The following is a 26,976-nucleotide window of genomic DNA, read 5'->3' as shown; positions in this document are numbered from 1 at the left end:
AACTAAGTTTAGTTCACCTTCGCTCTAAAGCGCACAAAGCCATAAGAGCTTGCAGGTGTGCCTGAAGCGGTTGCTCTTAAGAGGGTGCCAAGGTTAACCACAACTGCTCCATTGCCATTAGCACTAGTATTTGCAGCAGGACAGGGTTGAGGGCTGGTCCCACCTACTGGGACGGGGACTGATGCACCAACTACATAGAAACCACCTGCATCTCCATCAACCAAATCGGTGTAAGAAACTTGAGCACCATTAACAGAAGTCGCAATACTACGAGTTGCGCCCGCTGTTCCGCCTGGGGCTACCGCTACAGTGCTATAGGCATTTGCCACCAAAGTTTGATTCAGAGGCACAAGATCACATAACACTACGTTTTGGGCATCCGCTCCACCATCAGAGAGGAAGTAAATGGTGTATTCTACTACATCTCCAGACCGTACAGCACCTCCATTAATCACCCCAGCCAAAGAGGTACTAGTTGGGGAAGGCCAGTTCGTAGCGTTGTCATCGGTTGTACCTGTGCCGTCTACAAAACCTGTTCTATTCGTAGTATTGATTGCGGTAATTCGCTTGACTAAGCGTAGTTGAGAAACACCAGCGATCGCATCACTACCAAAATCATTGGTGTTATTTTTATCTCCACCTCCAGAAACAGTAGCTGTGTTGGTAGTAGCTGCGGATGAATCTCGCCGAACTGTAATGGTAATGGGGTTAGCAGAACTGCTAGCAGCAATGACGTTGCTAGTGGTACAAGTCACTGTAGTGTTCGTGGCATTGAAGCTACAGGACCAACCTGCTCCTGCCGCTGATTGATAAGTTAAACCTGTAGGTAACTGATCAGTTACGGTGATGGTGCCCGATGTAGCTGAAAAGCCAATGTTTTTAACAGTGAGTAGAAAACTGCTGTTTTGGTTTAACAGAAATTTGTCAGTGTGAGTTTTGGCGATCGTTAAATCCGAAGCGTTGACGTTCACATCTGCGGATGCTGCGTTATCTGTAAGATTTTGATCCACGTATCCAGCAGGTGGAGCAACCTGAGCTGTATTAGGAATGGTGCCAGTTGCTGAGGATGCCACAGTTCCAGTAATAGTAATAGTGGCAGTACCACCGCTCTTTAAGTTGAGAAGCGCGCTAACGTCATTACCTGTTGTAGTCAGGGTACAAGTACTGCCCCCACTAGGGTTACAAACAGGTGCCGAAGTAGTCGAAACGGTAATGGCTGGGTCAACAATGTCGCTGAGTTTTGCTCCTATAACATCAAAACTACTGTTATTGGTAACTTTAACTGTATAGGTGATATTGCTATTAGGGCTAGTACTGGTAATCGGGGTGCCAGAGCTACTCGCTATCCCAACCGTTTTAGTAACAGCCAAGTTAACAGGCGCATTAACGGTTGTTGTGTCATTAGATGTGTTGTTACTAGCAACCGTATCATTGGCTGTGGCCACTGTAGCAGTGTTAGAAATTGTGCCTGTTGTATTCGGCTTAACGGTTAACGTGATGTTGCTATTTGTTTTAGGAGCTAAAGGACCAGAGCTGGTACAAGTTAATGTTCGATTGGCTAAGACATAGTTACAAGTCCAACCATTGCCAGTCGCAGAAACATAGTCTAGAGATGCAGGCAGTACATCTGTAACGGTGATGGTTCCAGTAGTAGAGAGTGTCCCTGCGTTTGAGACGTTCAGTGTGTATTGCCCGTTAATACCATTGGCAAAAGTGCCAACACGGGTCTTCTGAACCATCAAGTCAATGCCAGTCGAAGGTGCAAAGGCAGTCACAGCAAATAAGTTTGCGCCTGTGCCAACGTCAGCATTGTAGTGGTAACTACTTCCAGAGAAGTCATAAATAATGTTAGTTAATGCGCCGCTACCCGCTGATAAAATTTTAATTGTATAAACGGTTGTGACGTTATCACCTACTTTCTCACCCACATATCCACTGGGAATGGCTGGGTTATTACAGGTTAGGTTGTTGTGATAGTAAGTACTACTGGGATTGTTTTCCCAACCGCAAGCATCGGCATAGACAACGTTATTGGTTGAGCCAGACGGAGATGAGTAGGTCGTAGAAACGGAAAGTAGCTGAAAAAAGCCAGGTAAAACAGGTAGGAATGACAGCTGTTCGTAACCACCAGGAGCTGTGTGTCCCTTGACTGTATATTGAACAATGTCTCCTACAAAGACGGTGCTGGGGCCAGAAATGCTATCAACTGCGTTTCGTGATTGAGAAACGAGCTTCTCAACATACAATTCTCGGTTTTGAGGTGTCGTGATAGTTCCTAACCCCGTGCCAGTGGCCGAAATATAAAACTGCTGCCTGGTGCTAGCGTTAGCAAGGGTAGAATAGGATGCTCTATCACGAGCAATTTTTACGTTGAAATAGAAGTCAGAGCAGTTACTGGGCGTGGGGCCTGTATTCCCTGGAGGATGGGACGTAGGGCCTGCGGGTAGCGAAGGGATAGAGAGTGTACTAGCTCCTACTAAGCTGATATAGCTACTGCCTCCAGTTTTTACAAAGGAAGCTGTGACATTGGTTGCAGTAGCATCACCGACATTACAAACGCGCGCTCCTTCTAGAAACTGATCAGGGCCTGCTCCACCGAGCATTTGAGAGGCAACGCTATCTAAACCAATTACGTTCCAGGTAATTGGAGTAATCGTGAGTTGGGGAGCGGCGATCGCTGGATTAGCAATCCCTAAAGTGGCACCCGCTAGGGCCAGCGCAGCAGAAGCCAGGAGCTTGAGATTAGGAAAGCGTTGAAGTTTCATAGCTTTATCATTCCCCACTACCACTAACAGTTGCAGATGCAGCCGGAACTAATTCGGATGTTGTAGATGTTGTTTCCGAGGTTGCAGTTGTATGCGCTAAATGACTAGAAGAATGTGAGGCAACTGGCTTAGTTTGGGGCTGTTGCTGAGGCTGAGGTGCTTTCTGTAAACCAAAACCATCAAACAATTCATTCAGTTTCACTGTGAGGCCGAGGTAAGGACCATCCACTGAGCGAGAACCACTGAAATCGCGATCGCTAGCACGGCCAAATCCATATCCTGCTGCTAGGCGCAAGTTGGGAGTCATATAGTAGCCTGCCTCAATGTTGAACCCAGTTTCGCTATAACCTGTGTTGGGTTGATTGATCCAGCGAGCTTCTCCAACCACATCCCAGCTGTAGCCTAAACGGTAGGTGGCTCGGAGCTGGGCTAGGGAGACACTGCTAGTACCCACTAAATCTTTAGCTAAATAGGTGGAGCTATGACGAAACGCGTATTTGCCATAGAACTCCCAGCGCCAATTGGGTGCATAAATCGCTTCTGCCGCGAAGAGATGCTCCTCAGAACCAGTGCCATTGCCCAGCAAGAGAGAATCTGGGATTGTGGAGGGGTTCTGGCGATACTCATAGCGCAACAGCGCATTGAATTTGTCGCTGTGGATATCACGGTAAGCCAAACCAATTTTTAGATCTTTGGTATCTCCCAAATCAGATAACTTTTGGTTGGCAGCACTCGCTTGGTGGTAGCGAACTAAAGCGGTAAGAGAAGGAGTGATTTTACCTGTGGCAGCCGCAGAGATTACAGTATTGCTGCCTTCAGAGGAGGAGCGGTGTTCGTAACGAGCACTCGCTTGGAACTTAGGATTGTCAGTGTATTCTAAACCAACACTGTAGCTATCTCCAGAAGCCAATGCCAGAGAAGAAGCACTCTGGCCTGATGCAAAGGGCTGAAGGAACTGAGAACCCGCAGCCGTGCGACGCGAGTAATTACCAAACACATGCTCATAAGCCAGATCCATCCGGAGACCTGGAGCAATGTTCCAGCGCTGGTTGAGGCCCACTGCACCCTGCATCTTCAGGCCGTCAGCGCCACCTAGCAAAGAATAACGTCCGGTCAAGGTGGTATCAGAACCGAGCTTGTAAGAACTGTTGACATCCAAGCTGGTAATAGAATTTCCAGCATATTGACCCCGAGTAAAGAACTGCTGCGCCAGACGCACATCGACTCCAGGCATCGGCTTCCAATCCAGACCGACAAGGGTGCGATCGTTGTAGACGCTATCTACCTTGCCTGAAAGAGTCATCTCGTTTTGGGCTAGGAAGGTGAGGTTACTGGCGAGAGGAACCGTCACGCGAGAACGCAACTGATCAGAAGTGCCGCTGAGATCAGGATAGAGACGATCTTCGCGATCGCGGTGAATCCAATCTACTGTGAGATCAGATTTGCCAATTTTCTGTTGAATACCAGCTGAGATTGTGGTGAGAGAGTTATCCATCTGGCTACCAGGAATGGCGGTAGAATGAGGCGCAAACAAATCTTCTAAAGTATCGAGGGGACGGGGCGCAACGCCATAGTTATCTTCATGGTCGTACTGTGCCCGGAGGTTGGTGGTGGCGGAAAGCTTGCCTGTAACCTGAGCACCGTAGCGAGTTTGACCAGGGACAAAGCTAATCGTGGCATCATTGGCGAATCCTGGGTCAGCGGCTCGGTAATAAGCTCGGCCTTGAATGCCTTTAGCGATTTCTCCCTGAGCTTCTAAACGGTAAGCTGAACCGCTCACCTTGCCCATCACTTCAGAGTCGTTTTTAGAATGAGCGTATTCTGCAATCAGTTGTCCCTTAGAACCTAGATTGATGAGGGCATCTGCTCCGTAGAGTTCAAAATCCCGTACTCCTTGGTTTTCTTTGAGATAAGTTGCACCGAGCCAGCTTTCATGATTGAGGGTACGGTCTAGGTGATATTGAACGCGACCACCGTAGATGTTACTGGTACCTTGACCTTCATACTGGTAAGTAACGACAATCCGACGAACCAATACCTCACCTTCGTCACTAATATCAGTCCGGAGGATGGGTTTGCGGAAAATGACAGAACCGCGATCGTAGTCGATGTCGTAGTCAGAGCCTCGGTTGAGAGACTGGCGATCGAGCACTGTGCCAGGACGATTCAGCTCTTCTAGCTCAATAAAAACATTCTCACTACCAGGAACCAGGAGGCGACGAGAGAGAAAGTAGTAACCACTGGTGCCATCGGGTGCGATCGTATCTCTTTGGAAGCCTTCGACGTTGTTGCCGTAGAAGCCAGTTACTTGCAGATCACCGATGTTGTAGTTGGCTTTGAAACCATGCAACTGGCGAGTGAACGCGGTAAATTGTTGAGATTTGGTGGCAAACTCATTGGTGTTGTAGTCGCCCCACATGGCATAGTCAGGAGCGGCACCCGCAATTTTAGCGGAGCGCTCAACCCGCAAGTACAGGCTATCTTTAGAAGGCGTGAGGTTATCAACACGAGAACTGTCGCCATATACGGGATAGTTCTGCTCACAAAACTGCGTATCTCGGTATAGGCGGCTGTTAGCATCGCAGGTTTGGTTAAGGTTGCGATCGCTGTTGTAAGCACCTGTAAACAGCCAATCGCCTACCTTACCAGTGGCAAATACAGACCCGCGCACATCTAGCTCTGTAGAGTTATCGCCATCACGAGGGAGATAATCGCGGAAGCTACCGTAGTAGTCGCTGCCTCGTCTGCCCAACCGCACATCAATTACACCTGTTGCGATCGAGGGACGCAGATTCGTTTCAAATTGAAGTTGGGTAAAAGCTTCTAACTCACCAATATTGGCCCGGACTGTTACTGTTTGAGCTTGTAAGCTGGAGCGCAAGTTGGCTGTAAACTGGCCTTGACGGGCTTGTACCTGAAACCCAGGCTCATCGGTTTTCGCATCGGCACCAACGAATTCTCCAGCGCTAGTACTTAAGGTAACGATCGCATCTCGATTAGAACGGTTACCTTTGCCATCTAGTAATTGCCCTTGCACTGTAGCGGTAGAACGGCTATCCGCAGGGATACGAGTCTCAACCGTCTGTATACTCAGTTGGGTGGCGCTACCCCGAACTTGTACCTGAACCGCCACGGGAGTACCAGAAACTCCATTGGTAGTAGGCTGAGCGGTGATGGTATTGTCTCCCTCTTTCAAAGGCACACCATACCAAGTTTGGGTGATGATACCAGTTTTGGTATCTGTTTCTGTACGACCAATTGAGGTGGTGCTAACAGTAGCTCCATTTGCTTGTAGTTGTACCTGTATACCTTCCACAAATTGTAGAATTACTGTCGTCGCAGGGATATCTAGAACTGTGTTGGTAGTAGGCGTGAGAATCTTGACTTCTGTAGGAGCAACAGGGCTGGTATTCTCAGGAGTTGCAGTAGGGGTAGGTGTAACCGCAGGAGCGGCATCAACCGGAGCACTTTCAGGAATATTTTCTAGAACTGGTAATGCTTCAGCGCTGGGAGTCGTGGTCGCTGGCAAAGGTGGGGCAGTCTCAGTAGCCGTAGCCTCTGGCTTGGCATCAGGAGTCGTTGCAACAGGAGCGATCGCTTGAGCCGTAATTAAGTTATCTGATAATTGAGGTGAGAAGATTAGAGGGTGAAATGCTCCATTGCCTGAAGAAATAGTAACTGGCTGTATAGATGTCTCTGGAAGGGAAACCTCAAATTCTGTGCTTGCCTGGGCAGCCAAGGGAGACCCAATTAGACCTACAGTTCCGGTGATAGCTCCGAGCAAACCAAGCTTTAGGGCGTTAATTTTAGAACCTGTAGGCTTCGTAGTCATCTCTTGCTCACAGCGGATAGAGGTTTGTGAAATAAAGATTTCCTACAGAGCTGGCAGATAACTAGGAGTGTTTCAGGCTAGGAAACTCGGCTATGTGCGGTAGGAAAAACTGGATATCCCTAAGATAAGATTTAAGCCTTCTAAACACTTGCGCTGTTTTACTGGACTGTTGTCAGCCTTTTAACTTATCCCTGTGAGAGCAGTAGTATATTCACTGGTTTTTGGTTTCGCTGGAAGCTGGGGTCACTGCGAAGTTCATTCGGACCAAGCCACCTGGTTGTAGATGCACTAGGCGAGATTGGCTATTGCGTTCTTTGACATAGAGATTGGGGGCAAAGGTGTAACCGGAGACGCTCGTGAGGTCTAGTACCCCAGTACGATAACCAGAAATCACATTAGATACGGAGAACAAGCCATTGGGGTCGGTGGTGATGCGGTTGCCATCATCCATAAACACGACAGCGTTAGGGACACCGGGTTCACCTCGTTGTTGTTCGCCATCAAAGTTTTTGTCTACAAAGACACGACCAATGATGGTACCGCAATCGGACAAAATACCAGAACGGATACGAAGACGGTGAGTTGCAGGACCATCTTTCACCCCTTGGCGATTATCTACGCGATCGCCACTGACAACCGCAGAGTTGAGACCCGTACCACGGACTGCATCAGGCGTGAGAACAGCGGCGTAAGCAATGTTTAAAACCGCGCTTTGATTGTCAGCTTGAGGCGCTAAGGAAACATTGGGCTGAAAGGTAACAGTTGAGCCATTCTGTTTCGTTGTGACTGCAACTGGTTGGTTGGCAATTTCAGCGCGAACTGAGTCAGCTCGGAAGTTGAACCCAGTGGGGAGAGTATCTGTAATCACGACATTGTCGATCGCCGCAGTCGCCAAATTCTTGATCGAGAGCCGATAGATAACGGTGTCTCCTGGCTCTGCTGCCGCGCGATCGCCTGTTTTAATAATTTGAACGCCTTGAGACTGACATATGTCAACATCAACATCGAGCAACGCTAAGACTAAACCTGCACCTTCAGCATTTTGAATATTAATAGTCTCACTCACAGAGGAGCGATTATCAGTGCTACTGATGGGTTTACCGTCTAGTGATGTAGCAGTGTAAGAGACAGTATCGTTGGTGCGAGCAGTAATGCTGAGGCGAATCCGGCGTTGGTTATAACCACCATTCTCGGGTGGATTAATCACGAGAATGTAAGCTTTGCCTACATCTAGCTGACCGCGCTTCGGGTCAAGGAGAAAGTTGTAGGTGCCTTCATCACTGTTAGTAAAAAAGAAGGGATTACTATTTTCACTATTAGGCGCAATCCCAGCAGGGATAATGTTATTGGCAACATCAGGTAGCTCAGTTTTGGTGAGCGATACCAAACCGTGTAAACTTGCACCCGTGGGATCGCTAGGGTTCGTTTCATAAATTCCCAGGCTGAAACCGTTGTAACTGTTCAGCATCTCTCCAGCACAGCCACGAATACGTCCAAAGGGATCAACTAAGCGATCAATGCTGGTACTAACTGGGGCAGAATTTCCTTGAAAGGTTTTTTGGGTAACAGAATCGCTATAGGTGTAGCTGGCTTGGTTAGAGAGTTGAGTCGTTGTAATGCCTTTAGCCAGAACAGGAAGTGAATGTTGTAAGCTGCTTGCCACCGCGATCGCAACTGCCCGCTGGCTCCAGTTTTTAACTGAAAATATATGTTTTTTGGAAAGTGGCATCACAGTAACGGATCTCCTTGTCAGCCCAGAAGGGGTAGCGATCGCAAAGGCACAAGTATCCCTATGCAGTCAGTTCTAAACTTCTCTGACTGCTTGTTGGACATATAAAATAACTTGAAAGCTTTAAATAAAAGAGATAAAAAGAGAATTTGAGGGCGAATCTGAAAGTGTAGAGCGCTCGCCCTCAAGCTTGCTTAGCGAACTTTGACTTGGTAAGTTGCTTTCAGAGTGCTCTTGGCACCTACTGCTGAGCCAATTGTCCAACGGATGTTGGTGTAAGCTTCAGCGGGAGCGGGCTTCATGACGACTTTGCCATCAGCTTGCTTGACCGACACTTTGGGTTGAGCCACAAAGCTCTTGCCTTGGTCGATGCTATAGGTGATTTGAGTTCCAGCGTTAGGGCTGATTGCTGCTGAACTCATGACATAAGCCATACCTTGAGGCACAGGCTGATTTAGCTTGAGGTCTTTGATGGGGCGATCGCTCTTGTTTTCGCCAGTCAAGGTGTAACGAAGCACGTCTCCTGGCTGCACGGTTACATTGCCTTTCAGCGCTTCCCAAGTAACTTTTTCTTTGCCTTGCTGATCTTTTTGCACAATTTTTTTGTCAGCGCTCAGAACTAATTGCATCTGAGCTTGACGTTGATTGTTTTGAGCAATCTTAGTACCAGGATTTAGCCAACTAGCGGATACAGGTAGTTCGTTAACGAAGGGAATGGAAGCAACGAGGGCGATCGCACTTAAACCGATGAGAGAGGAGCGTTTCATAATTAATTCTCGCAGTAGTGTGAGGGACTTGTTGGGAGATGGGGGAAGGGAGAGGTGATTGGGACACTCCACTTAAAGTGCCCCAATCTTGACTAACGGAGCTTAGTTGCTCATCTTGCGACGAATGTCGAGTTTGCCAGATGCACCAGGTGCTAAGGAAGAAATAGTGTCTACATACTTGGTGATGTTGGGATCAGTACCAGTCGTAACAATTGTTCCACCAGCATCAATACCAGAAACGTGAACTGTATCCATGATGGTATTTCCATCTTGGTCGAGCGCCCAGTTGTTACCACCTGTGGTGCCATCCTCTACAATTTGGAGATTGGTGGCATTGAGAATGGAACTACCCGTGGTGGCCGCAGCAGTCTCGGAAATGTTCTTGTAGGAAATCCGGTACTCGACAATACGTCCTGGCGTGAGTTTGCCTGTTAAAGCAGTAGCATCTGTGGTGAAAGCCTGAACAACGGTGGTACCATCAGCCTCTAGGATTTGAGCTTCTTTGTACATTGCTACATAACCTAGATAAGTGCGCTCAATCGTGAGGTTTTGAGGCTCTGTTACCTGAGCAATTCCATCATTGTTGCTATCTACAAAGGCGAGGATAGGCATTGCATAGCCACCAACCACAGCAGCAGTCGGGCTTGTGAGATCACCTGGAGTTGTGAGATCAGTTGAGAGCTTCGTGCCAGCAGGTAAATCTACAGTAACTGTGTAGTTAACAGGCGTTCCAGGAGCGACGCTTACAGTAACTGGTGTACCAGTCCAAGCAGTACCATTCCAAGTGAAGGTTCCAGTTGTACCTCCCGCAGTAATAGTTGCCGTGGTTCCAGCAGGTACAGTGCTACCCGGTGCATCAGGGCGTAACAAGAAGGTAGCAGGAGCATTACCAGTGTTGCTGAGCGTATTGGTGAAGGTGACTACACCTGGATCGTTAGCAGTGCTACCGGGTTTGCTATCGGTCGGTGCTACAGCTTTGTTGGTGAAGTCAGTGTTGTTATTGGTGCCATCACCTGTAGCAGCCGCATTGCCATTAGTTCCATTCAGGACACCAGCGACGTTACCGATCACACCATCTAGAGTGGCGCTATCTTCGCGAGTGCCATTGACAGGAGCACCTGCTACTTCACCAGGCACAGTGCTCGGATCAGTGTTGTCATTGGTGTAGATGTCTAAAGCTCCATTAGCTGCATACACTTGGTTGGTGCTGGCAGGATCGACAGATTTACCGTATTCCACCGTAACCGTTCCAGGAGCAGCGTTAGCGGCGATCGCGAGGACAACTCGGACATTAATAATCCCGTTAGCCGCGATTGAACCAGTCAGTAATGGAGCACCACCAACTGCGATAGTTTGGTCATCTGCGTTGCCCAATACGCCGTCAGCGCCAGCAGTGATGATCTGGCTGATAGATGCGCCTGCTGCACCTGTACCAGTGATGCTTGCAGTACTAGGTAATACGAACCGAGTGGGGTCATTACCAGTGTTGGTGATTTTGAAGTCGTAGTTAAGCGTGCCACCAGGTTGAGCAGAACCAGGAGTGTTTAAAGCGCTGACGTCAATACCTGCAACCTCGGCTACTGTCACGGTAACAGTGTTGGAGGTAGCGCTGAGAGTCGTGCCAGTGCTTGGATCTGTATAGCTCGCAGTTGCTGTGTTGCTGATCGTTGTGTTTGCTGCGGGAGCTGCTAGAACCGGAGTAACCAGTTGAAACACACCACCTGCAATAAACAATCCTGCAACTAGGGAGCGGTAATTAAATTTAGGCTTGACGCTAGTTCTATTGTTCGACTTCACTCTTTTCACTGGATAATGCCTCTTGTATTACTTTGACTAATCCTTTTGACCAGGATGTGGAAGACTGCGGGAACCTTTGAAAGCTAGAATTCTTATTCTCTTGACTACAAGCTTGAGCAGAGATGTTATTAACAGTTAGCCAAAATACTAGGCTTTAAGTATCAGTAATTCGCGCCAACTTCAAAGAGATAACCTGAAATTTTAAGTACAATCATCAACTTAAAGCTTTCTGCTCTAGGAACCTTAAAAACTAGTATTCGCTGTAAATCAAAAAAACGACTCAGCAGAATAGCGTATGTCTTCTCAGCACAATATGCAAAGCTCTTAAAGTAGTTAAGACTCTCTCAGTGCATAGGCTTTATGAATCAAAATCAGTGTAAATAAGGATTTTTTAATCGAGATGAAACAGCTTAAGAAATAAATAGCAAAGCTACTATGACTGTTAATTTGTTATTAACTTGCAGGCTATACAAACAATCGGATTTAAGTATTTTCATCTCTTTGAAGGCTGCTGACCCTATCTTCAAAATCTAAAGCCAGTAATTCTACTATTTTGATTTCAATAAAACCCTTTCGGGCCATTGCCTCTGGATACAAAACTTAACCGAGCTAGATTTTGCGCGGTAGGATGCCTTTAGATCTTTTTGAAATGCACCCTTACTTATGCGCTTTAATCACAAAACAGTTATCCTTACAGGTGCTTCAGATGGAATTGGCCGAGCACTCGCAATTACGCTGGCCCAACAGCAAGCCAACTTAGTCTTAGCTGCTCGGAATGAGGTAGCTCTGACAGAAACTGTAGAAGCCTGCAAACAACAAGGAGGACGCGCGATCGCAGTTCCAATAGACGTAACTGACCCGGATGCTTGCAAACGTTTAATTGATGAATCCGTTCAGCAGTTTGGCGGAATTGACATCCTTGTGAATAATGCTGGTATCGGCGCGATCGCTCGGTTCGAGGAGGTTACAGACCTCTCTATTTTTGAGCAAGTAATGCGAGTTAATTATTTAGGTGCCGTCTACTGTACCTACCATGCTCTCCCTTGCCTAAAGACCAGCAAAGGATTGTTGGTGGCGATCTCTTCTCTATGCGGCAAGCAAGGAGTACCCACGCGATCGGGATATGTGGCGAGTAAACATGCCATGCAAGGCTTCTTTGACACGCTTCGCATCGAACTGCAAGAAACAGGCGTAGATGTCTTGATTGTGTCTCCAGGATTTGTTGCTACGGATATCCGCGAACGGGCTTTAGGTGCAGATGGCCAACCTTTAGGACATAGTCCCAGGGACGAGGGGAAAGATACGATGCCTGTAGAGGAATGCGTGCAGCAAATTATCCGCGCGATGAAGCGACGACAGCGAGAAGAGGTGATGACGCTGAAAGGCAAAGTGGGGCAATGGCTGAAGTTAGTCGCACCCAACTTAGTCGATCGCCTAGCCGCTAATGCAGCTCGAACCCAATAAAGAGATTGGATGAGGGCGATCGCTCCACTCCGCTTCAGCTCTTTTGCTGCCGGAGGTTTGATGCAGCTTGCTTGATGGGTTGAAGTAGAGAGAGGGAGATCCGCAAACTATTTAAGGATGTATTGTTTGAATTCTTGCTGTCGGGGTGGGGGCCATGAAAGTCACTGCCACCGCTCATCAGTAACCCATACTGAATACAAAGCTTCTCTAGCTTCCGCGATTGCTTCAGGCTGTGGTTCGGATGATAGACTTCTATGCCCATTAGACCTGCTGCGACTAATCCGGGGAGCGTTTCTTCTACCTCTCCACCTCGGAATAGATAAGGATGTGCCCACACCGGAACGGCATCACACATGCGTAATAACTGAATGCCATCGATCGCGGAGAATTTCTCGTAATGCTCATAGGCGGGCTTGTCATCTCCCAACCAGCGATCGAACGCTTCCCGCACAGAGGAAGCATGCCCAGCTTGTACTAAGGCTGCGGCAATATGGGGGCGACCCGGAGCCATGCCTTCTCCCAGGTGGGGTAACTGAATCGGGTAGCCTACTTCGGCGAGCTTAGCTACCATTTTCTCGGCCCGCCGCTTGCGACCCGCTAAGCGCTCTGCTAAAGGTGCTGCTAATTTGTCGCGATCAGGGTAGAAGCCTAAGATGTGTAGAGAGCGGTCGCAATGCACAGTACTGAGTTCTAGCCCAGGCACAATTTCTAAGTCATGGATGGGGGCAGCAGCCAAGGCTTCGTCCCAACCGCCTAAAGTATCGTGGTCAGTGATGGCTAACGCTTGGACTCCCGTTTTGGCGGCTAGCTCCACTAGCTCTGTAGGGGTAAGCGTACCGTCGGAGAAAGTGGTATGACAATGTAATTCGAGCATCTTTCTATTGTCGGCTAAATCAACAGCGATCCGTTGCTTCCAAGGTTCTTTAGAGATGATGAGGCGCGATCGCTGAGTATAACGTCCTCTGGGTCGGGTTGGAGTAGTGACCATAGGCGGCAACTACCCGGTTACACCTTCGGTTCTCCTCACCACGAAAGGGGTAAGGGAGCGTTACAGTAAGTCTAAGGAAATCAACAAAACTTCATACAGGCTACTTTTCCTTGGAGGTGATTGCCTGTTGGATTACTGGCTGAGTGACTGGGGCGTTAGTAGATGCAGATCTTGATGTTGACCATTTCTAGCCCTGCTAAACCATCTACTGGACTGCTCGGTGCAGCCGTTTTATTTGCAGCCGAAATCGCTCGGTAAGGGAAACTCACCATGTTCGAACTTTTTACAGAAAAGGCCATTAAGGCAGTCATGTTATCCCAGGAAGAAGCACGTCGTCTGGGACACAACCTCGTGGGAACCGAGCAAATTCTCCTAGGACTGATTGGCGAAAAAACGGGAATTGCCGCTAAAGTCCTGCTACACCTGGGTGTTAGCCTCAAAGACGCTCGGGCTGAAGTTGAAAAGATTATTGGTCGGGGGTCTGGCTTTGTACCTGCTGAACTGCCATTCACCCCCAAAGTCAAGCGAGTTTTTGAAGCTGCTCTGGCAGAAGCTCGTCAGTTAGGGCACAACTACATCGGCCCGGAACACTTATTGCTGGGCTTAATCCGTGATGGCGAAGGAGTTGCGGTTAAGGTTCTGGAGCGGTTGAGCATTGACAAAGATGAAGTGCGATCGCGGGTTTTAGAAGCGATTGGCAATACTCCTGCTGTAGCGGCAACTCGTCCCCAAGAAAACGGTTTTGACAAGCGTCCCAGCAAGCTCCGCACCTTGGAAGAGTTTGGTACCAACCTGACTCAAATGGCGATTGATGGCAAGCTTGACCCGATGGTTGGCCGCCAGAAAGAACTTGAGCGGGCAGTGCAAATTTTGGGTCGTCGCACCAAGAACAACCCCGTTCTAATCGGGGAACCCGGTGTCGGTAAAACCGCGATCGCCGAAGGTCTAGCTCAACGGATTTCTGATCATGCTGTGCCTGATACTCTGTTTGGTAAGCAGGTGATCAGCTTGAGTATGGGTTCTTTAGTCTCTGGCACTCGTTATCGCGGAGATTTTGAAGAACGCCTCAAGAACATTGTCGAGGAAGTGCGGCAAGCGGGTAACGTCATTCTCGTGATTGACGAAATTCATACCTTGGTGGGTGCGGGTAGCGTGGAAGGCGGCATGGATGCGGCCAACTTGCTCAAGCCTGCCCTAGCTCGGGGTGAGTTCCAGTGCATTGGTGCCACCACCCTAGATGAGTATCGTAAGCACATTGAGAAAGATGCTGCGTTAGAGCGTCGTTTCCAGCCGATTATGGTCGGTGAGCCGTCTGTTGACGAAACTATCGAGATTTTGCACGGACTGCGCGATCGCTATGAGCAACACCACAAAGTCGCTATTGCCGATTTGGCACTAGAAGCAGCTGCGAAGCTTGCCGATCGCTACATCTCCGATCGCTTCTTGCCCGACAAAGCCATTGACCTGATTGACGAGGCAGGTTCACGAGTCCGCTTGAGCCACTCCAAGACTTCAGCCACCAAAGCGCTGAAGCAAGAGTTGCGGCAAGTGACTCAGGACAAGAATGCAGCGGTGGCGGCTCAAGACTTTGACCAAGCGGGTCAACTGCGCGATCGCGAACTCGCTTTGGAAGCTGAGATTCAATCGGTCACGGAAGCTGAGAAGCAAGTCAATAATGCGCTCTCTAGCCGCCCTGTGGTCGATGAGGAAGACATCGCCCAGATTGTGGCTTCTTGGACCGGGGTGCCTGTCAACAAGCTCACTGAGTCAGAATCCGAGTTGTTGCTGCACTTAGAAGATACGCTGCATCAACGCCTGATTGGTCAAGAAGAAGCGGTAACGGCGGTTTCTCGCGCCATCCGTCGAGCACGGGTAGGTTTGAAAGATCCCAATCGTCCGATCGCGAGCTTTATCTTCTCTGGCCCTACCGGAGTTGGTAAGACAGAACTGACCAAGGCTCTAGCTGCCTACTTCTTCGGCTCCGAAGACGCGATGATTCGCCTCGACATGTCTGAGTACATGGAGCGCCATACCGTCTCCAAACTGGTGGGCTCGCCTCCGGGCTACGTCGGTTATGACGAAGGTGGTCAGCTCACCGAAGCAGTGCGCCGTCGGCCTTACACCGTTGTGCTGTTTGACGAAATCGAGAAAGCGCATCCCGATGTCTTCAACTTACTGTTGCAAATCCTCGAAGATGGTCGCCTGACTGATTCTCAAGGCCGCACCGTAGACTTCAAGAACACCCTGCTGATCTTGACCTCGAACATTGGTTCTCGTGTGATCGAGAAAGGTGGCGGTGGTCTTGGCTTCGATCTCACAACCGAGACTCAAGCCGAAGCGCAGTACAACCGCGTGCGATCTCTCCTCAACGAGGAACTGAAGCAATACTTCCGTCCGGAACTGCTCAACCGTCTGGATGAGATCATTGTCTTCCGTCAACTCATTCGTGAAGAAGTGAAGCAAATTTCGGATCTGATGGTGCGCGAACTCTCGAATCGCCTCACTGAGGAGCAGGGCATTACCCTACAAATCACGGAGCGGATGAAAGATCGCTTAGTGGCAGAAGGCTACAACCCTGCCTATGGCGCGCGATCGCTACGTCGAACCATCACTCGTCTACTAGAAGATGCCTTGGCCGAAGCGATTCTCTCAGGCCGTATCTATAGTGGCGCGATCGCCTTAGTCGATGTTGACGAAGACGGCCAAGTGCAAGTCAGTCAGACAGAAGCACCCGCTTTAGCTGAAGCGATCGCATAAAACCTCTTTAGGCTCAGTTTTCACTTAGTCCCTGGTTCTAGAATCAGGGACTTTTTTATGCTGCTCAACTGACTAAATAATTTCAGCTAAAGGCACTGAATTGAGGTTCGAGTCTAACCAGGGAGGCGTTTTAACAATTAGCTCAGTTGCTTGTTCCACCGTCAAAGGCTTAGAGAACAAATAACCCTGACCACAATCACAATTGAGCGCTTTAAGCTGAGCCAGTTGTTGAGCCGTCTCAATGCCTTCCGCGACTACAGTGAGTCCTAGGGAATGGGCAATGTTGATGATCAGAGGCACCAACCCTGAGCCTTCAGAGCTATCTGTCATCCGCTGCACAAACGAGCGATCGACTTTAAGAATATTCAGAGGAAAAGAGTGTAGGTAACTCAGAGAAGAATACCCAGTGCCAAAGTCATCAATGCTGAGTTGAATCTGTCGTTCCCGCAGTTCTTGAAACATCACACTGGCAGATTGAGGGTTCTCCATAATCACACTTTCAGTAATCTCCAGTTTCAACGCCTGAGGATTGACTTGAGTATCGGCCAAGACTTGATCTATTTGCTTGACTAAGTCGAGTTGAGCGACTTGCCGTGCCGATAAATTAACGCTGATCGAGAGATTAGGACCATCCAGATTACCTTGTTGCCACTTACAAAGTTGTTGGCAAGCTTCTCCCAACACCCAATGACCAATCTGAGTAATCAAGCCTGTTTCTTCAGCAACTGGAATAAAAATTGCCGGCGACAGTAAGCCGTGCTGAGGATGATGCCAACGAACTAACGCCTCAAACCCCACCAGTTGGTTATGGTTAAGTTCGACAATGGGTTGGTAGTGGACCACAAACTCTTGCTGTTGAATGGCACGGCGCAAGTCTGTTTCTAGCTGCAAAAGCTGGAGCGCCCTCGTATGCATGACCGGATCAAAAACTTGATGTTGTCCTCTGCCTAGCGCTTTGGCTCGATACATAGCCGTGTCTGCGTCACGCAGCAAGTGCTCAGGTTTCTCATATCCGGGTTGGTGGAGGGTAATGCCAATACTGGCATTGATAAACACCTCATGCCGAGCTAGTTGGAACGGTTGAGCTAAAGCAGCCAAGATCTGATCGGCTACTTGAGTTGCACTATTGAGGTCGTCTACCTCTGTCAGAAGTACAGCAAACTCGTCTCCGCCTAAGCGAGCCAGTGTGTGCTGGGAACTCAGGGATTGCTCTAAGCGACGGGCGATCGCGACTAGCAACTCATCCCCCACGAAGTGCCCAAGAGAATCATTGACTACTTTGAAGCGATCGCAGTCAAGAAACAAAACCGCAAATTGATACGCTACATCTGTCTGGGCTTGATGGAGGGCTTTCTCCAGTCGCTTCATAAACAAAGCCCGATTAGGTAAACCTGTCAGCACATCATTGAGGGCCATTTTTAGCAGTTCTGCTTGGAGCTGTTGTCGCTCTTGGACCTCTCGCTGTAGTTCTTGATTCGCCGTTTCTAGTTGGTGAGTGCGCTCTTTGACCCTAGCTTCCAATTGAGCCTGTAGTTCCTCATTCTTGCGTTCAACAGCTTTTAAGGTCAGTTGATTCTGCACCCTTGCCAAAACTTCTTGGACTTGAAAGGGTTTAGTAATGTAGTCTGCACCGCCACCATCAAACGCTTTAGCCTTGTCAAGACCGTCACTCAAGGCACTTAGGAAAATAATGGGAATTCTGGCTGTCTGTGGATTGCTTTTCAAGCGATAACAGACTTCATACCCATCTATTCCGGGCATCATGATGTCCAGCAAAATTAAGTCTGGTTGCACAGTTTGTACAGCCGTGAGCGCCATTGAACCGTTAAGGGCCTTGCGAACGTTATATCCTTCCTTAGCTAAAATAGTGGCAAGAAGGCGTAGATTCTCTGGGGTATCGTCTACAACAAGAATGTCTGCTGGAATAGGCTCAGTCTGGGTAGCATTCATTACGATTTTTGCCTTCTCACTTCCCTTTGATTAGCTTGATTAGCTGCTATAAGCGGTGCCGTGATTAGCAATCATCACAGTGCTTCTTCGTAATTTCATTCATAAATTCTAGAAACGTTTAATCTAGATTCAAGCAAATTTAAAGGTTGTGATCATACTAAGTTCATTAACTTGCGATTACTTTTTGATTTTTCGATTAATACAATTAAGTTCAAAAAAAATTGAATTATTTTTTAGTATGCCCAAAGCTAATCTAATTCAGAACTGAGCCAAGGGTAGAAATTGGGCGATCGCTAGGCTCAGATTGACTCGCAGCCTTTTTCTAGACAGTCTTGTTGCGGATATTCCATTCCTCCTATAGTAGTATTCCAACGTGAAATTTGTGTGGGTTGAGCGAATTGTGCACCACAACCCCACAAACCCAATTTGATGAAGTACTACTGCTCCTGTGACTGGGTCAGGGTGGTAATTTGGTCAAATCGAAAATTTTCAGATAATTCAGTTAGGGTCAGCGCTAGGGCGGTAAATTCAGTCGGAATTTCTTGTAGGAGTTCAGTAATCAAGCGATCGCTGCATTGAGAAGCAGCATAATGCAATTGAGCCACCCAATTTGTCGGCATGGCGGCAAGTTGTTGGCTAACATCAACCTTCTGTGTAGCAATCTGCGCCGCTTTGGCAGCACTATTGTTTACTAGCGCTGGTAGTTCTTCGTAGAGATACTGCACGCCTAAATGCTGGCTAATGGTTGCGAGGAGGGCTTCTTTGCGGAAAGGTTTGCGAACGAAATCATCACAGCCTGCTAAGAAAACATCTTGGCGTTGCTCCTCAAAAGCACTGGCAGTCAGAGCCACCACAACGGTTTTGGGTCCCGACAGCGACTGTTTAATTCGTTTGGTCGCCTCATAACCATCCATTACTGGCATTTGCATATCCATAAAAATGAGATGGGGCTGCCAATGTTGCCACACTGCTAGCGCCTCCTGACCATTTTCTACCGCTTCAACCGCAAACCCCACTTGGCTGAGGAGCCGCACAAGCAAAAATCGATTGGTAGAGCTATCTTCCACAACCAAAATCCGATAGAGGGGTTGCCCCAAAGCTAAGCCACTGATTTGCTGCCTAGCCGAGGATTCTGTTGCCATCGGAGGGCTATTCTCTGCTTCTACTTGAATATCAAAGTGGAAGAGACTGCCACGGCTTAGCTGACTTTCGACCGTGATCTCACCTCCCATGAGCTGCACAAACTTTTGACTGATCGGCAAACCCAAACCAGTACCACCAGCAATTTTTAAGCCTGCTGCTGTTTGGCAAAATGCTTCAAACAGTTGATTAAGCTCATCGGGGGCGATCCCAGGTCCCGTATCCTCTACCTCAAAAATGAGGCGAGTCTTACTGGACGATTTAGAGTCGGTCAATTGAGAAGTGAAATCTGTGGTGAGGTGGCTCTGATTCAGACTGACTCGGAGGGTGACTTGGCCGCGATCGGTAAACTTGATCGCATTCCCCAGCAAGTTGATCAGGACTTGACGTAACTTGCTGGCATCAGTTTTAACCAGTTGGGGGACATCTGTGGTACGGATGCAAGTAAGCTGTAATCCTTTGGATCGCGCCTTCAACTGAAGCATTTCCGTCAAGTTGTCAAGCAAGCGGTGTAGATCGAAGCTAGTTTCATGAAGTGTACTCCGACCCGCTTCAATTTTTGCCATCTCTAAGATGTCATTGATCAATTCCAGGAGATGTTCGCCACTCCGACTAATGATGTCTAAGTATTGTTGGTACTCAGAAGTGATCCCCTTGGCATGATGCATCAATTGCGCGAAACCGAGAATGGCATTGAGAGGAGTGCGTAGCTCATGGCTCATGTTGGCGAGAAAGTCACTTTTAGCTTGGTTCGCTTTATCTGCTGCTTCTTTCGCCGCCTGCAATTCTTTTGACTGTTGCTGAGTTTGGGCTAGGAGTTCGGCTTGCTGAATTGCCACTCCTAGTTGAATCCCAATCTGAACTACCATTTGGATTTCAGCGGTTTCCCAATGCCTTGGGCCTGAGTTTTGATAGGCTGCGAGTAAACCCCAGAGCTGGCTATGGCAAAAAATTGGCACAATCACGTAGGCGCGAGCTTGAAAGCTCTCCAGTAGGTCGAGATAGCAGGTGTCAAACCCAGCTGTGTAAACATCTGAAACCGCAAGATGACTAGTACCCCGGCGATAAACGCCGCCTTGACTGGACTGTAAGTAGCTGTCCTGAATGAGGCTAGTGTCGTTGCCGAGGTCTCTGGCATGGCAGTTAGGGTTAATCACTGCGGCCTTCGTGAGTTCGGGCTCGAAGGTTTGAGCCAGTAATAGAGTCCGCCATCCCGCAGCAACCGATTCAGAAACAAGTTCTCCGCTCCAGTCCGGTTTAAAGCGGTAGACAAGGGTGCGATCGCAGTTGACTACCTGTCGTAGCTCTTGGGTTGTGGCATTGAAGATGTTAGCCAAATCCAACGTTTGGCGCATGCGCTGAATCACTCTAGCACCAGCTTGCTCCCGCTCGACGGTTTGTTGCAGTGCTAACTCCATCTGTTTGCGCTCAGTGATATCTCGCATGATGCCGAGCAAGGCTGGATTGCCCGCAGCATCGGTAAAGGAAATTTTTTTCGTTAATAGAGTTCGGACGATTCCAGCGCGGTCGGTTAAGGTTTCTTCGGTTTCGTGTTCTAGGCCTGTGGTCAACACTAAGTTGTCATCATCCCAAATCCGCCCTGCTTCTGCTTGAGCCAGGAAGTCATAGTCAGATTTGCCAAGCAAGCCCTCACGGGGATAGCCCATGATTTGGCAAAAGGCGTCGTTGACGAGGATCCAACGATGCTGTTGATCTTTGACAAAAATCGGATCAGCAGCTCGGTCGAAGATTTGGTCTAGAAAACCTTGGTTGATCTTGAGGGCTGTTGCCGCTGGCTGTAGTTCAGTTGCTGGTAGGGCTTGCTGCTGTATCCCTAGATGGCTAGAAGACGAGTCAGCAAGCCAGTTGCGTAAAGCTATAGTTAGCTTTTGTCTTAGAGATGAGAATGGCTTTTTTGCCTGTACTGTCAGCCATAGGGTGGCCGACACGGCAGCGATCGCGACTGAAAGTGCCACTAAGCCAAAGTTATGAGTGCCAGCCATGCGATTGCTTCTAATCTCCTGCCACTGAGCCGCGCATTAATTGTGTGAGAACAGCCATCTATAACTATTCTGTGCGCTTTTTCTCAAAGTTCCCATTCCGGGACATGTTGTTTGCTTGTAGCAGGCATTTGAAGCTTAAAAAGATGATAAAGGGGCTAGACCAAGCCAGAGCGTAAGGCAACTACCGCAGCTTGCACGCGATCGTCTACTGCCAGCTTATTCATGATGCCGCGAATGTGAGTTTTGATCGTGTTAGGACTGAGGTACAGAGCTTCAGCAATTTCGGGATTCGTTTTACCGTCTACCATCAGCCGCAGTACGTCTAGTTCTCGTTGCGACAATTGCCCCAAGTGGCTTGATGAGACAGGAGGCTTAAGATGCTCAATGACTCGACGGGCAATTTGCGGGTCGAGGTAAGTAGCTCCTTCTTGGGCGGCTTTAATCGCGGTCAGCAGGCGATCGACGCTAGAACCTTTAATACAGTAGGCATCGGCTCCACTAGAGAGGGCTGCCACGATTTCAGTTTCAGTGGTGTGGGAGGTCAGCACCACCACCCGGACTTCTGGTAAGGCTGCTTTAATTTGTTGAGTTGCGGCAATGCCATCTAATCGAGGCAATCCAATATCCATGACCACTAAGTCTGGCTTGAGTCGGATTGCTGCTTCCACGCCCAGGTAACCATCATCCGCTTGACCCACGACTGCAAATTCGGGGTAGTCAGCCAAGGCTTGCTCCAACCCCAACTGCATCATGGGATCGTCTTCGACAAGCAGGATTCGTAAGGCAGCAGAATTGGAGGACACATTCATAAAGGTTTAAGGACAAACAAAAAAATCACAGTGTCGGGTGGTGTGGCTGACAGGGTGATGTGGTTGAATAAATCGATTAAATCAGCTTCAAGCTGACTCATCCATAAAAGGATGCGACCCATAGCATAATCTTTACAAACAATGGAGGGCGATCGCCGGACGTACAACACCCGTTTTGGTGATTCGGGTTGGCTCATCCTACTGGAGGAAGTGAAATTGCTCGTAAGTGGGTCAATCTAGAGAGGAAGTGACTGGCTGCTCGGCCAGAGGTGGGATAGCACTGCATTTGCTTCTATTCGCCTTCTCACTTGGTGTGGCCCTGAGTTCCTGGCTTAGAGCGTAGTTAGACGATACCAACCTCCTGCCCGTTATCTTTGCTTTTTGGCTGGCACCTATGCGCTTAAAGCGTCCTCAAGTTCTGCAATATTTGTGTTCGGTCGCTCTATTGGCGATCGCATACTTTGCCACGGCTAAAATCTCGATTTCTATGATCGGGCTGAATGCCAATGCAACACCGCTCTGGCCTCCCGCAGGCATTGCCTTAGCTGCGTTTTTATTACGGGGATCATGGCTATGGCCAGGCGTGATTCTAGGGGATTTCTTGCTGGTGCAGTCCTTGGGCGGCTCTGCGGGTCATTCTTTTGTTTCGTCTTGGGGCAGTGTGGCAGAAGCAGTGGTAGCGGCGATCGCCCTGCGGCGTTTAGGATTTCGGCCTAGCTTAGACCGTTTGCAAGATGTCTGGGGCTTAATTGTTGCTGCGCTGTGTGCCCCACTGATTAATGCGACTTGGAGTACCCTGATTGAGGGTTCACTGGGCTGGATGCAGTGGAGTCAAGCCTGGGAAAACGGGTGGACGCTCTGGTTGGGCGACTGTATGGGCATTTTGGTCGCTACACCCGCATTGCTGATTTGTCGCCAGTGGCCAGCTTTGTTTCAGAAGCCTGGGCAGCGGGTTGAGGGAGCAGTCTGGTTAAGTCTCTTGTGTGTCGTGAGTTGGGTTGTTTTTGGCTCCGAGCCCCAAGCAGCGATCGCTCATTATCCGCTGGAATATTTACCGTTTCCTCTAGTGGTATGGGGGGCGCTGCGCTTTGGGCCGCCGGGGGCAGTATTAGCTAGCTTGGTGGTCTCTGGCATTGCAATTTTTGAGGCGTTTCACGGGCATGGGCCTTTCTTCGCTAAGGCCGAGCACCTGACTCAAGCCGTGCTGTTTTTGCAAGCTTTTATGGGAGTGGTGACGACTACCGCTTTGGTTTTGGCTGGGGCTGTGGGCGAGCGCCAAACCACTGCTGAGCTGTTGCAGAAAAGTGAAGCCAGCTTAGCCAATGCCCAGCGGATTGCTCAACTCGGTAACTGGGACTTAGATTGGGGCCAGCAGCAATTACGGTGGTCCGACGAGCTATATCGCATTCTGGGGTTTGTGCCCAAAACCTTTCCTCCCGATCCGGATCAGGCGCTACAAGCTATCCATCCTGACGATCGCGATCGTGTTGAGCAAGCGTTGGCACAAGCAATGGTGGAGCGCCAACCCTGCCGAATTGATTATCGAATTTTGTACCCCGATGGCACAGAGCGCCTGGTGTGTGAGAAACTCGCCTTTTCGGACCACAGTGTCACGGGAACGGTCCAAGACATTACCGAGCGCAAACAAACAGAAATTCAACTGCAAGCGGCTTCGGAGCAGGTCCATGAAGCCCTCCGCAGTACTCAGTTACTGACGGAAATTGCCCTCAAAATTAGGCGATCGCTCGAGCTAGATCAGGTGCTCAACACCACCGTTACTGAGGTACGGCACTTTCTTCAGGCAGACCGTGTTTATATTGGTCATCTGGACAATCAGGCGCAGGGCTATGTTTTGGCGGAATCGGTGTGTGATGCTTGGCCTTCGGTGATGTGTTTGGAATACGACGAGGAAGGCGTGCAAGAATTCCGAGCTTTATTTGCCTCAGGCTGTAGCCGTGTGGTCAATGATGTAGCTCTGAGCCAGTCAACGCCGAAAATTGCTGCTTTTTACCAGCAGTATCAGGTGAAAGCGAGCTTGGGTGTGCCGATTATTTTGGGCGATGAAGTGTGGGTGTTGGTGGCGAATCAGTGCGAGCATCCTCGCCAGTGGCAACCCTTTGAAGTGAATTTGCTAGAACAATTGGCGATTCAGGTGGCGATCGCCATCCAGCAAGGTCAGCTTTACCAACAAGTACAAGCGCTCAACACCAACCTAGAGTCTCAAGTTGAAGAACGCACCGCTCAACTGCAACAAAAAATGCAGGAGCTGCAAGACTTAAACCACTTCAAGGATATTTTCTTGCATGCTTTCTCTCACGATGTCCGCACTTCGATTATGGGCATGTCGTTGATTTTGAAGAACTTGCAGAACAAGCCAGGAGACTCAGTGCCAGTGATGCGATCGATGGTGGATCGCATGGTGCAAAGCAACGAACGCCAATTGAATTTGATCAACTCCTTGCTGGAAGACCAAACGAGTGAAAGTCAACCAATGGCTTTATCCTATGAGGCGGTGCGCTTAGATGGTTTGGTGCAAGGCATTTTAGAAGACTTGGAGCCGTTGTTGGTGCGAAACCAAGCAACCGTTTGCAATCTCTTGCCAGCCAATTTGCCGCCACTGATTGCTGACCCGCAACAATTGGAGCAAGTCTTCAAAAACCTGATTACTAATGCGCTAAAGCACAATGCTCCTGGCTTGCAGCTGACCTTGAAGGCGACGGTAGAAGACCAACAAATTCGTTGTAGTGTTGAGGACAACGGCGTAGGCATGGGACCAGAGGTTTGCGATCGCCTCTTTAAGCTCTATGTCCGGGGGTTAGACAATCCTCATTTGACCGGAATCGGTTTGGGACTTTATCTTTGTCGGCAAATTATTACGGCTCATGGAGGCCGAGTTGGGGTGGAGAGTGTACCTGGCACAGGTGCTAAGTTCTGGTTTGTCTTACCGCTGACGAAGCCAGCCTTAGCAGGTTTGACGGCTGAAACCGTTTACAACTCTCCTTCGCTGCGGTCTTCCATTAGCAAAATCACGCCTTGAACTTCGCTCGTGATACCCAATAAAGGGGCGCAGCTCACCTGACATTTAATCTGTCTGCCACGACGATTGATGGCATCCAGCGTGATTTCAGTAGCGCTAGTCGTGTCAGCTGTGAGACAAGCCCGCATTGATTGTCTCAATTGCTCCACAGGCAGACCAATATCTAGATTCAAAAAGTTTTGGCCCAAGGCTTCTCCAGTGCGTAACCCCCACAAGTCCTCAGATCTATAGTTCCAAATTTGAATATGTAAGTCTCGGTCTACCACTACCACACCGCCCTTCAAGCTGCTCAAAATAGATTCTAAAAAAGCATTTGCTTGATTCAGCTCATCGCCGCGGCGGTGCAGTTCGTCATTGACGGTATAGAGTTCTTCGTTGGTGGCTTGCAACTCTTCATTCATGGTCTCCAACTCTTCGTTGGTGGCTTGCAATTCCTCGTTCGTCGTTTCCAATTCTTCGTTGCTGGATTGCAATTCCTCGTTCGTCGTTTCTAGCTCTTCATTAGCACATTGCAGCTCTTCATAGGCCGTCTCTAACTCTTGGTTGGAATGCTCTAGCTCCCCTTGCAGTCGTTTGTAGCGGGAGACATCTGTGAAGGTAATGCTAACGCCCAAGATGTAGGTTTCTTGATCTAGCAGGGGTTCTATTCGGACATCTAGAAATACCTTTTCTCCTTGAGCAGCCAACCATTCTACGTCTCTGAAGCTGAAGGGGCGACGCTCACTATACACTTGGTTGATACAAGAGCGTAACTCAAGGGGACGGTAAGAGACTTCTAGGTCTTGTAAAGGCCGACCAATATCACGAGTTGTGAGGTTAAATAGCACCCGCGCTTGTTCATTCACCAAGGTTAATAAACCTTCAGCATTCACGACTAAAGAAGCTAGGGGACCGCGATCGAAAGCGACGTTTTGAATGTGATAGCTATTGTCAGGCTCACTACTCGTACTACTATTTCCTGTTTTCATGGGCAGGAGCTGATCGCGTGAATTTAATCTGGGTACTTTTGTAAAGATCCGGCGTTTCAGTTCGACTGGAGCGAAGGTATTGGCATAGGTAAGGAGCATTTCTGCTTTGCCCAAACACAAAAATGCGTGATCTCGGAGGGCGAAGTGAAAGCGAGTAATAATTCGAGCCTGCGTGTCGGCATTAAAATACATCAAGGCGTTGCGGCAGATGAGTAAATCAACCCGAGAAATGGGAGCGTCCTGGGTTAAATCGTGGCGGCCAAAAATGACCGATCGCCGTAATTCTTTCCGAAAACCGTAAAAGTTGCCCACGGGCTCAAAAAACAGCTCGATCTCTTCTGGAGATAAGCCCTCCAAATCTCGTTTTGGATAAATTGCTTGGCGAGCTTGGCTCAGCGCTTCCTCATCGACATCGGTGGCGTAAATCTTTACCCGCTCCCGAAATTGCTCTATCCCAATCAGTTGGGCAATGACGATCGCGATCGTATAAGCTTCTTGACCTGAAGCACAAGCAGCGCTCCAAATCCGAATCGGGTCGCCAGATTTTTTGTCAGCCAGGATGCGAGGGATAATGGTGCTGCCGATATAGTCCCAAGTCGGGCGATCGCGAAAGAATGAGGTGACGTTGATCAACAGCGTATTAAAAAGCGAATTAAACTCATCTGGATGGACTTCTAAATAATCCAGATAATCGTCGTACTTCTCAATGCCCACCGTTTGCATCCGCTTACTTACTCGGCGCATTAAGCTGGAGCGTTTATAGCCTGTAAAGTCGAAGCCTCGGCTCTGCTTTATGTACTGTAGTAACGCTTCAAACTCTGAGTTTTCGCTGGAATAGTTCATGGCTTAAGATGGAAGCACGAAGAAAGATGCTGTTGAAGGCAAATTTTTTGAGTTGGCATGGTTCACAGCATCATAAAGGAAGTAAGACCGAAGTCTGCAAGTTAACCGTTACTGCTTAGCCTACTGC

General features: G+C 48.8%; 14 protein-coding genes. 3 read left to right on the top strand and 11 right to left on the bottom strand.

Translation table 11 applies throughout. The annotated features are described in order from the left end of the window. Positions 1 to 8: 8 nt before the first annotated feature. The 5 genes from H6F72_RS24405 to H6F72_RS24385 all read right to left on the bottom strand — a co-directional run bounded on the left by H6F72_RS24405 (position 9) and on the right by H6F72_RS24385 (position 10,890). On the bottom strand, positions 9 to 2,765 hold the full coding sequence (locus H6F72_RS24405) for a DUF11 domain-containing protein (protein ID WP_190441835.1): 2,757 nt from the start codon (positions 2,763 to 2,765) through the stop codon (positions 9 to 11). Between the two features lie 7 nt (positions 2,766 to 2,772). After that, positions 2,773 to 6,597, bottom strand: a complete 3,825-nt coding sequence (locus H6F72_RS24400) for a TonB-dependent receptor (RefSeq protein WP_199299272.1) — start codon at positions 6,595 to 6,597, stop codon at positions 2,773 to 2,775. Between the two features lie 211 nt (positions 6,598 to 6,808). After that, entirely contained in the window at positions 6,809 to 8,326 is a 1,518-nt protein-coding gene (locus H6F72_RS24395; RefSeq protein WP_190441833.1) for an isopeptide-forming domain-containing fimbrial protein, read from the bottom strand. Positions 8,327 to 8,520: 194 nt separating this feature from the next. Beyond that, the gene (locus tag H6F72_RS24390; RefSeq protein ID WP_190441831.1) at positions 8,521 to 9,093 is read right to left on the bottom strand and encodes a DUF11 domain-containing protein; all 573 of its coding nucleotides are present in this window, start codon (positions 9,091 to 9,093) and stop codon (positions 8,521 to 8,523) included. A 102-nt stretch (positions 9,094 to 9,195) separates the two neighbouring features. After that, positions 9,196 to 10,890 carry a hypothetical protein gene (locus H6F72_RS24385; protein ID WP_190441828.1) on the bottom strand — a complete coding sequence of 565 codons (1,695 nt, stop codon included), beginning with the start codon at positions 10,888 to 10,890 and terminating at the stop codon, positions 9,196 to 9,198. 663 nt (positions 10,891 to 11,553) lie between these two features. On the opposite strand from H6F72_RS24385, the gene H6F72_RS24380 reads away from it, so the two are divergent. Continuing rightward, entirely contained in the window at positions 11,554 to 12,354 is an 801-nt protein-coding gene (locus H6F72_RS24380; protein ID WP_190441826.1) for an SDR family oxidoreductase, read from the top strand. Positions 12,355 to 12,388: 34 nt separating this feature from the next. Here the strand turns inward: H6F72_RS24380 and H6F72_RS24375 are convergent, their stop codons facing one another. After that, positions 12,389 to 13,342, bottom strand: coding sequence for a PHP domain-containing protein (locus H6F72_RS24375; RefSeq protein WP_304940957.1), 954 nt, complete (start codon positions 13,340 to 13,342; stop codon positions 12,389 to 12,391). A gap of 270 nt (positions 13,343 to 13,612) precedes the next feature. On the opposite strand from H6F72_RS24375, the gene H6F72_RS24370 reads away from it, so the two are divergent. Then, a complete protein-coding gene (locus H6F72_RS24370) occupies positions 13,613 to 16,099 on the top strand; it encodes an ATP-dependent Clp protease ATP-binding subunit (protein WP_190441823.1) in 2,487 nt (828 codons plus the stop codon). A 72-nt stretch (positions 16,100 to 16,171) separates the two neighbouring features. On the opposite strand, the gene H6F72_RS24365 is transcribed toward H6F72_RS24370, so the two are convergent. The 4 genes from H6F72_RS24365 to H6F72_RS24350 all read right to left on the bottom strand — a co-directional run bounded on the left by H6F72_RS24365 (position 16,172) and on the right by H6F72_RS24350 (position 22,198). Beyond that, positions 16,172 to 18,049 (bottom strand): GGDEF domain-containing response regulator, encoded by a 1,878-nt coding sequence (locus H6F72_RS24365; RefSeq protein ID WP_190441822.1) that lies wholly within the window; start codon positions 18,047 to 18,049, stop codon positions 16,172 to 16,174. 437 nt (positions 18,050 to 18,486) lie between these two features. Beyond that, positions 18,487 to 21,192, bottom strand: a complete 2,706-nt coding sequence (locus H6F72_RS24360) for a response regulator (RefSeq protein WP_190441819.1) — start codon at positions 21,190 to 21,192, stop codon at positions 18,487 to 18,489. Between the two features lie 155 nt (positions 21,193 to 21,347). Next, positions 21,348 to 22,001 (bottom strand): response regulator transcription factor, encoded by a 654-nt coding sequence (locus H6F72_RS24355; protein ID WP_190441817.1) that lies wholly within the window; start codon positions 21,999 to 22,001, stop codon positions 21,348 to 21,350. Continuing rightward, positions 21,998 to 22,198: a hypothetical protein gene (locus H6F72_RS24350; RefSeq protein WP_190441816.1), complete on the bottom strand. Its 201-nt coding sequence runs from the start codon at positions 22,196 to 22,198 to the stop codon at positions 21,998 to 22,000. Before H6F72_RS24350 ends, H6F72_RS24355 begins: the two co-directional genes overlap by 4 nt. Positions 22,199 to 22,395: 197 nt before the next feature. Here H6F72_RS24350 and H6F72_RS24345 point away from each other — a divergent pair, with 197 nt between their 5' ends. Then, entirely contained in the window at positions 22,396 to 25,038 is a 2,643-nt protein-coding gene (locus H6F72_RS24345) for an MASE1 domain-containing protein (RefSeq protein ID WP_190441815.1), read from the top strand. On the opposite strand, the gene H6F72_RS24340 is transcribed toward H6F72_RS24345, so the two are convergent. Beyond that, positions 24,990 to 26,849 (bottom strand): CheR family methyltransferase, encoded by a 1,860-nt coding sequence (locus H6F72_RS24340; RefSeq protein WP_190441814.1) that lies wholly within the window; start codon positions 26,847 to 26,849, stop codon positions 24,990 to 24,992. The two genes, H6F72_RS24345 and H6F72_RS24340, sit on opposite strands and share 49 nt — an antisense overlap. Positions 26,850 to 26,976: the final 127 nt, after the last annotated feature.

The sequence above is a fragment of the Trichocoleus sp. FACHB-46 genome (assembly GCF_014695385.1).
Taxonomy (GTDB): Bacteria; Cyanobacteriota; Cyanobacteriia; order FACHB-46; family FACHB-46; genus Trichocoleus.
This window is presented reverse-complemented; position numbering and strand designations above follow the sequence as displayed.

Excerpts from the sequence above, each read along its gene's own strand:
- H6F72_RS24345 (WP_190441815.1), top strand. The coding sequence starts at position 22,396 with ATGCGCTTAAAGCGTCCTCAAGTTCTGCAATATTTGTGTTCGGTCGCT.
- H6F72_RS24375 (WP_304940957.1), bottom strand. The coding sequence starts at position 13,342 with ATGGTCACTACTCCAACCCGACCCAGAGGACGTTATACTCAGCGATCG.
- H6F72_RS24360 (WP_190441819.1), bottom strand. The coding sequence starts at position 21,192 with ATGGCTGGCACTCATAACTTTGGCTTAGTGGCACTTTCAGTCGCGATC.
- H6F72_RS24365 (WP_190441822.1), bottom strand. The coding sequence starts at position 18,049 with ATGAATGCTACCCAGACTGAGCCTATTCCAGCAGACATTCTTGTTGTA.
- H6F72_RS24390 (WP_190441831.1), bottom strand. The coding sequence starts at position 9,093 with ATGAAACGCTCCTCTCTCATCGGTTTAAGTGCGATCGCCCTCGTTGCT.
- H6F72_RS24370 (WP_190441823.1), top strand. The coding sequence starts at position 13,613 with ATGTTCGAACTTTTTACAGAAAAGGCCATTAAGGCAGTCATGTTATCC.
- H6F72_RS24405 (WP_190441835.1), bottom strand. The coding sequence starts at position 2,765 with ATGAAACTTCAACGCTTTCCTAATCTCAAGCTCCTGGCTTCTGCTGCG.
- H6F72_RS24350 (WP_190441816.1), bottom strand. The coding sequence starts at position 22,198 with ATGAGCCAACCCGAATCACCAAAACGGGTGTTGTACGTCCGGCGATCG.
- H6F72_RS24400 (WP_199299272.1), bottom strand. The coding sequence starts at position 6,597 with ATGACTACGAAGCCTACAGGTTCTAAAATTAACGCCCTAAAGCTTGGT.
- H6F72_RS24380 (WP_190441826.1), top strand. The coding sequence starts at position 11,554 with ATGCGCTTTAATCACAAAACAGTTATCCTTACAGGTGCTTCAGATGGA.
- H6F72_RS24355 (WP_190441817.1), bottom strand. The coding sequence starts at position 22,001 with ATGAATGTGTCCTCCAATTCTGCTGCCTTACGAATCCTGCTTGTCGAA.
- H6F72_RS24340 (WP_190441814.1), bottom strand. The coding sequence starts at position 26,849 with ATGAACTATTCCAGCGAAAACTCAGAGTTTGAAGCGTTACTACAGTAC.
- H6F72_RS24395 (WP_190441833.1), bottom strand. The coding sequence starts at position 8,326 with ATGCCACTTTCCAAAAAACATATATTTTCAGTTAAAAACTGGAGCCAG.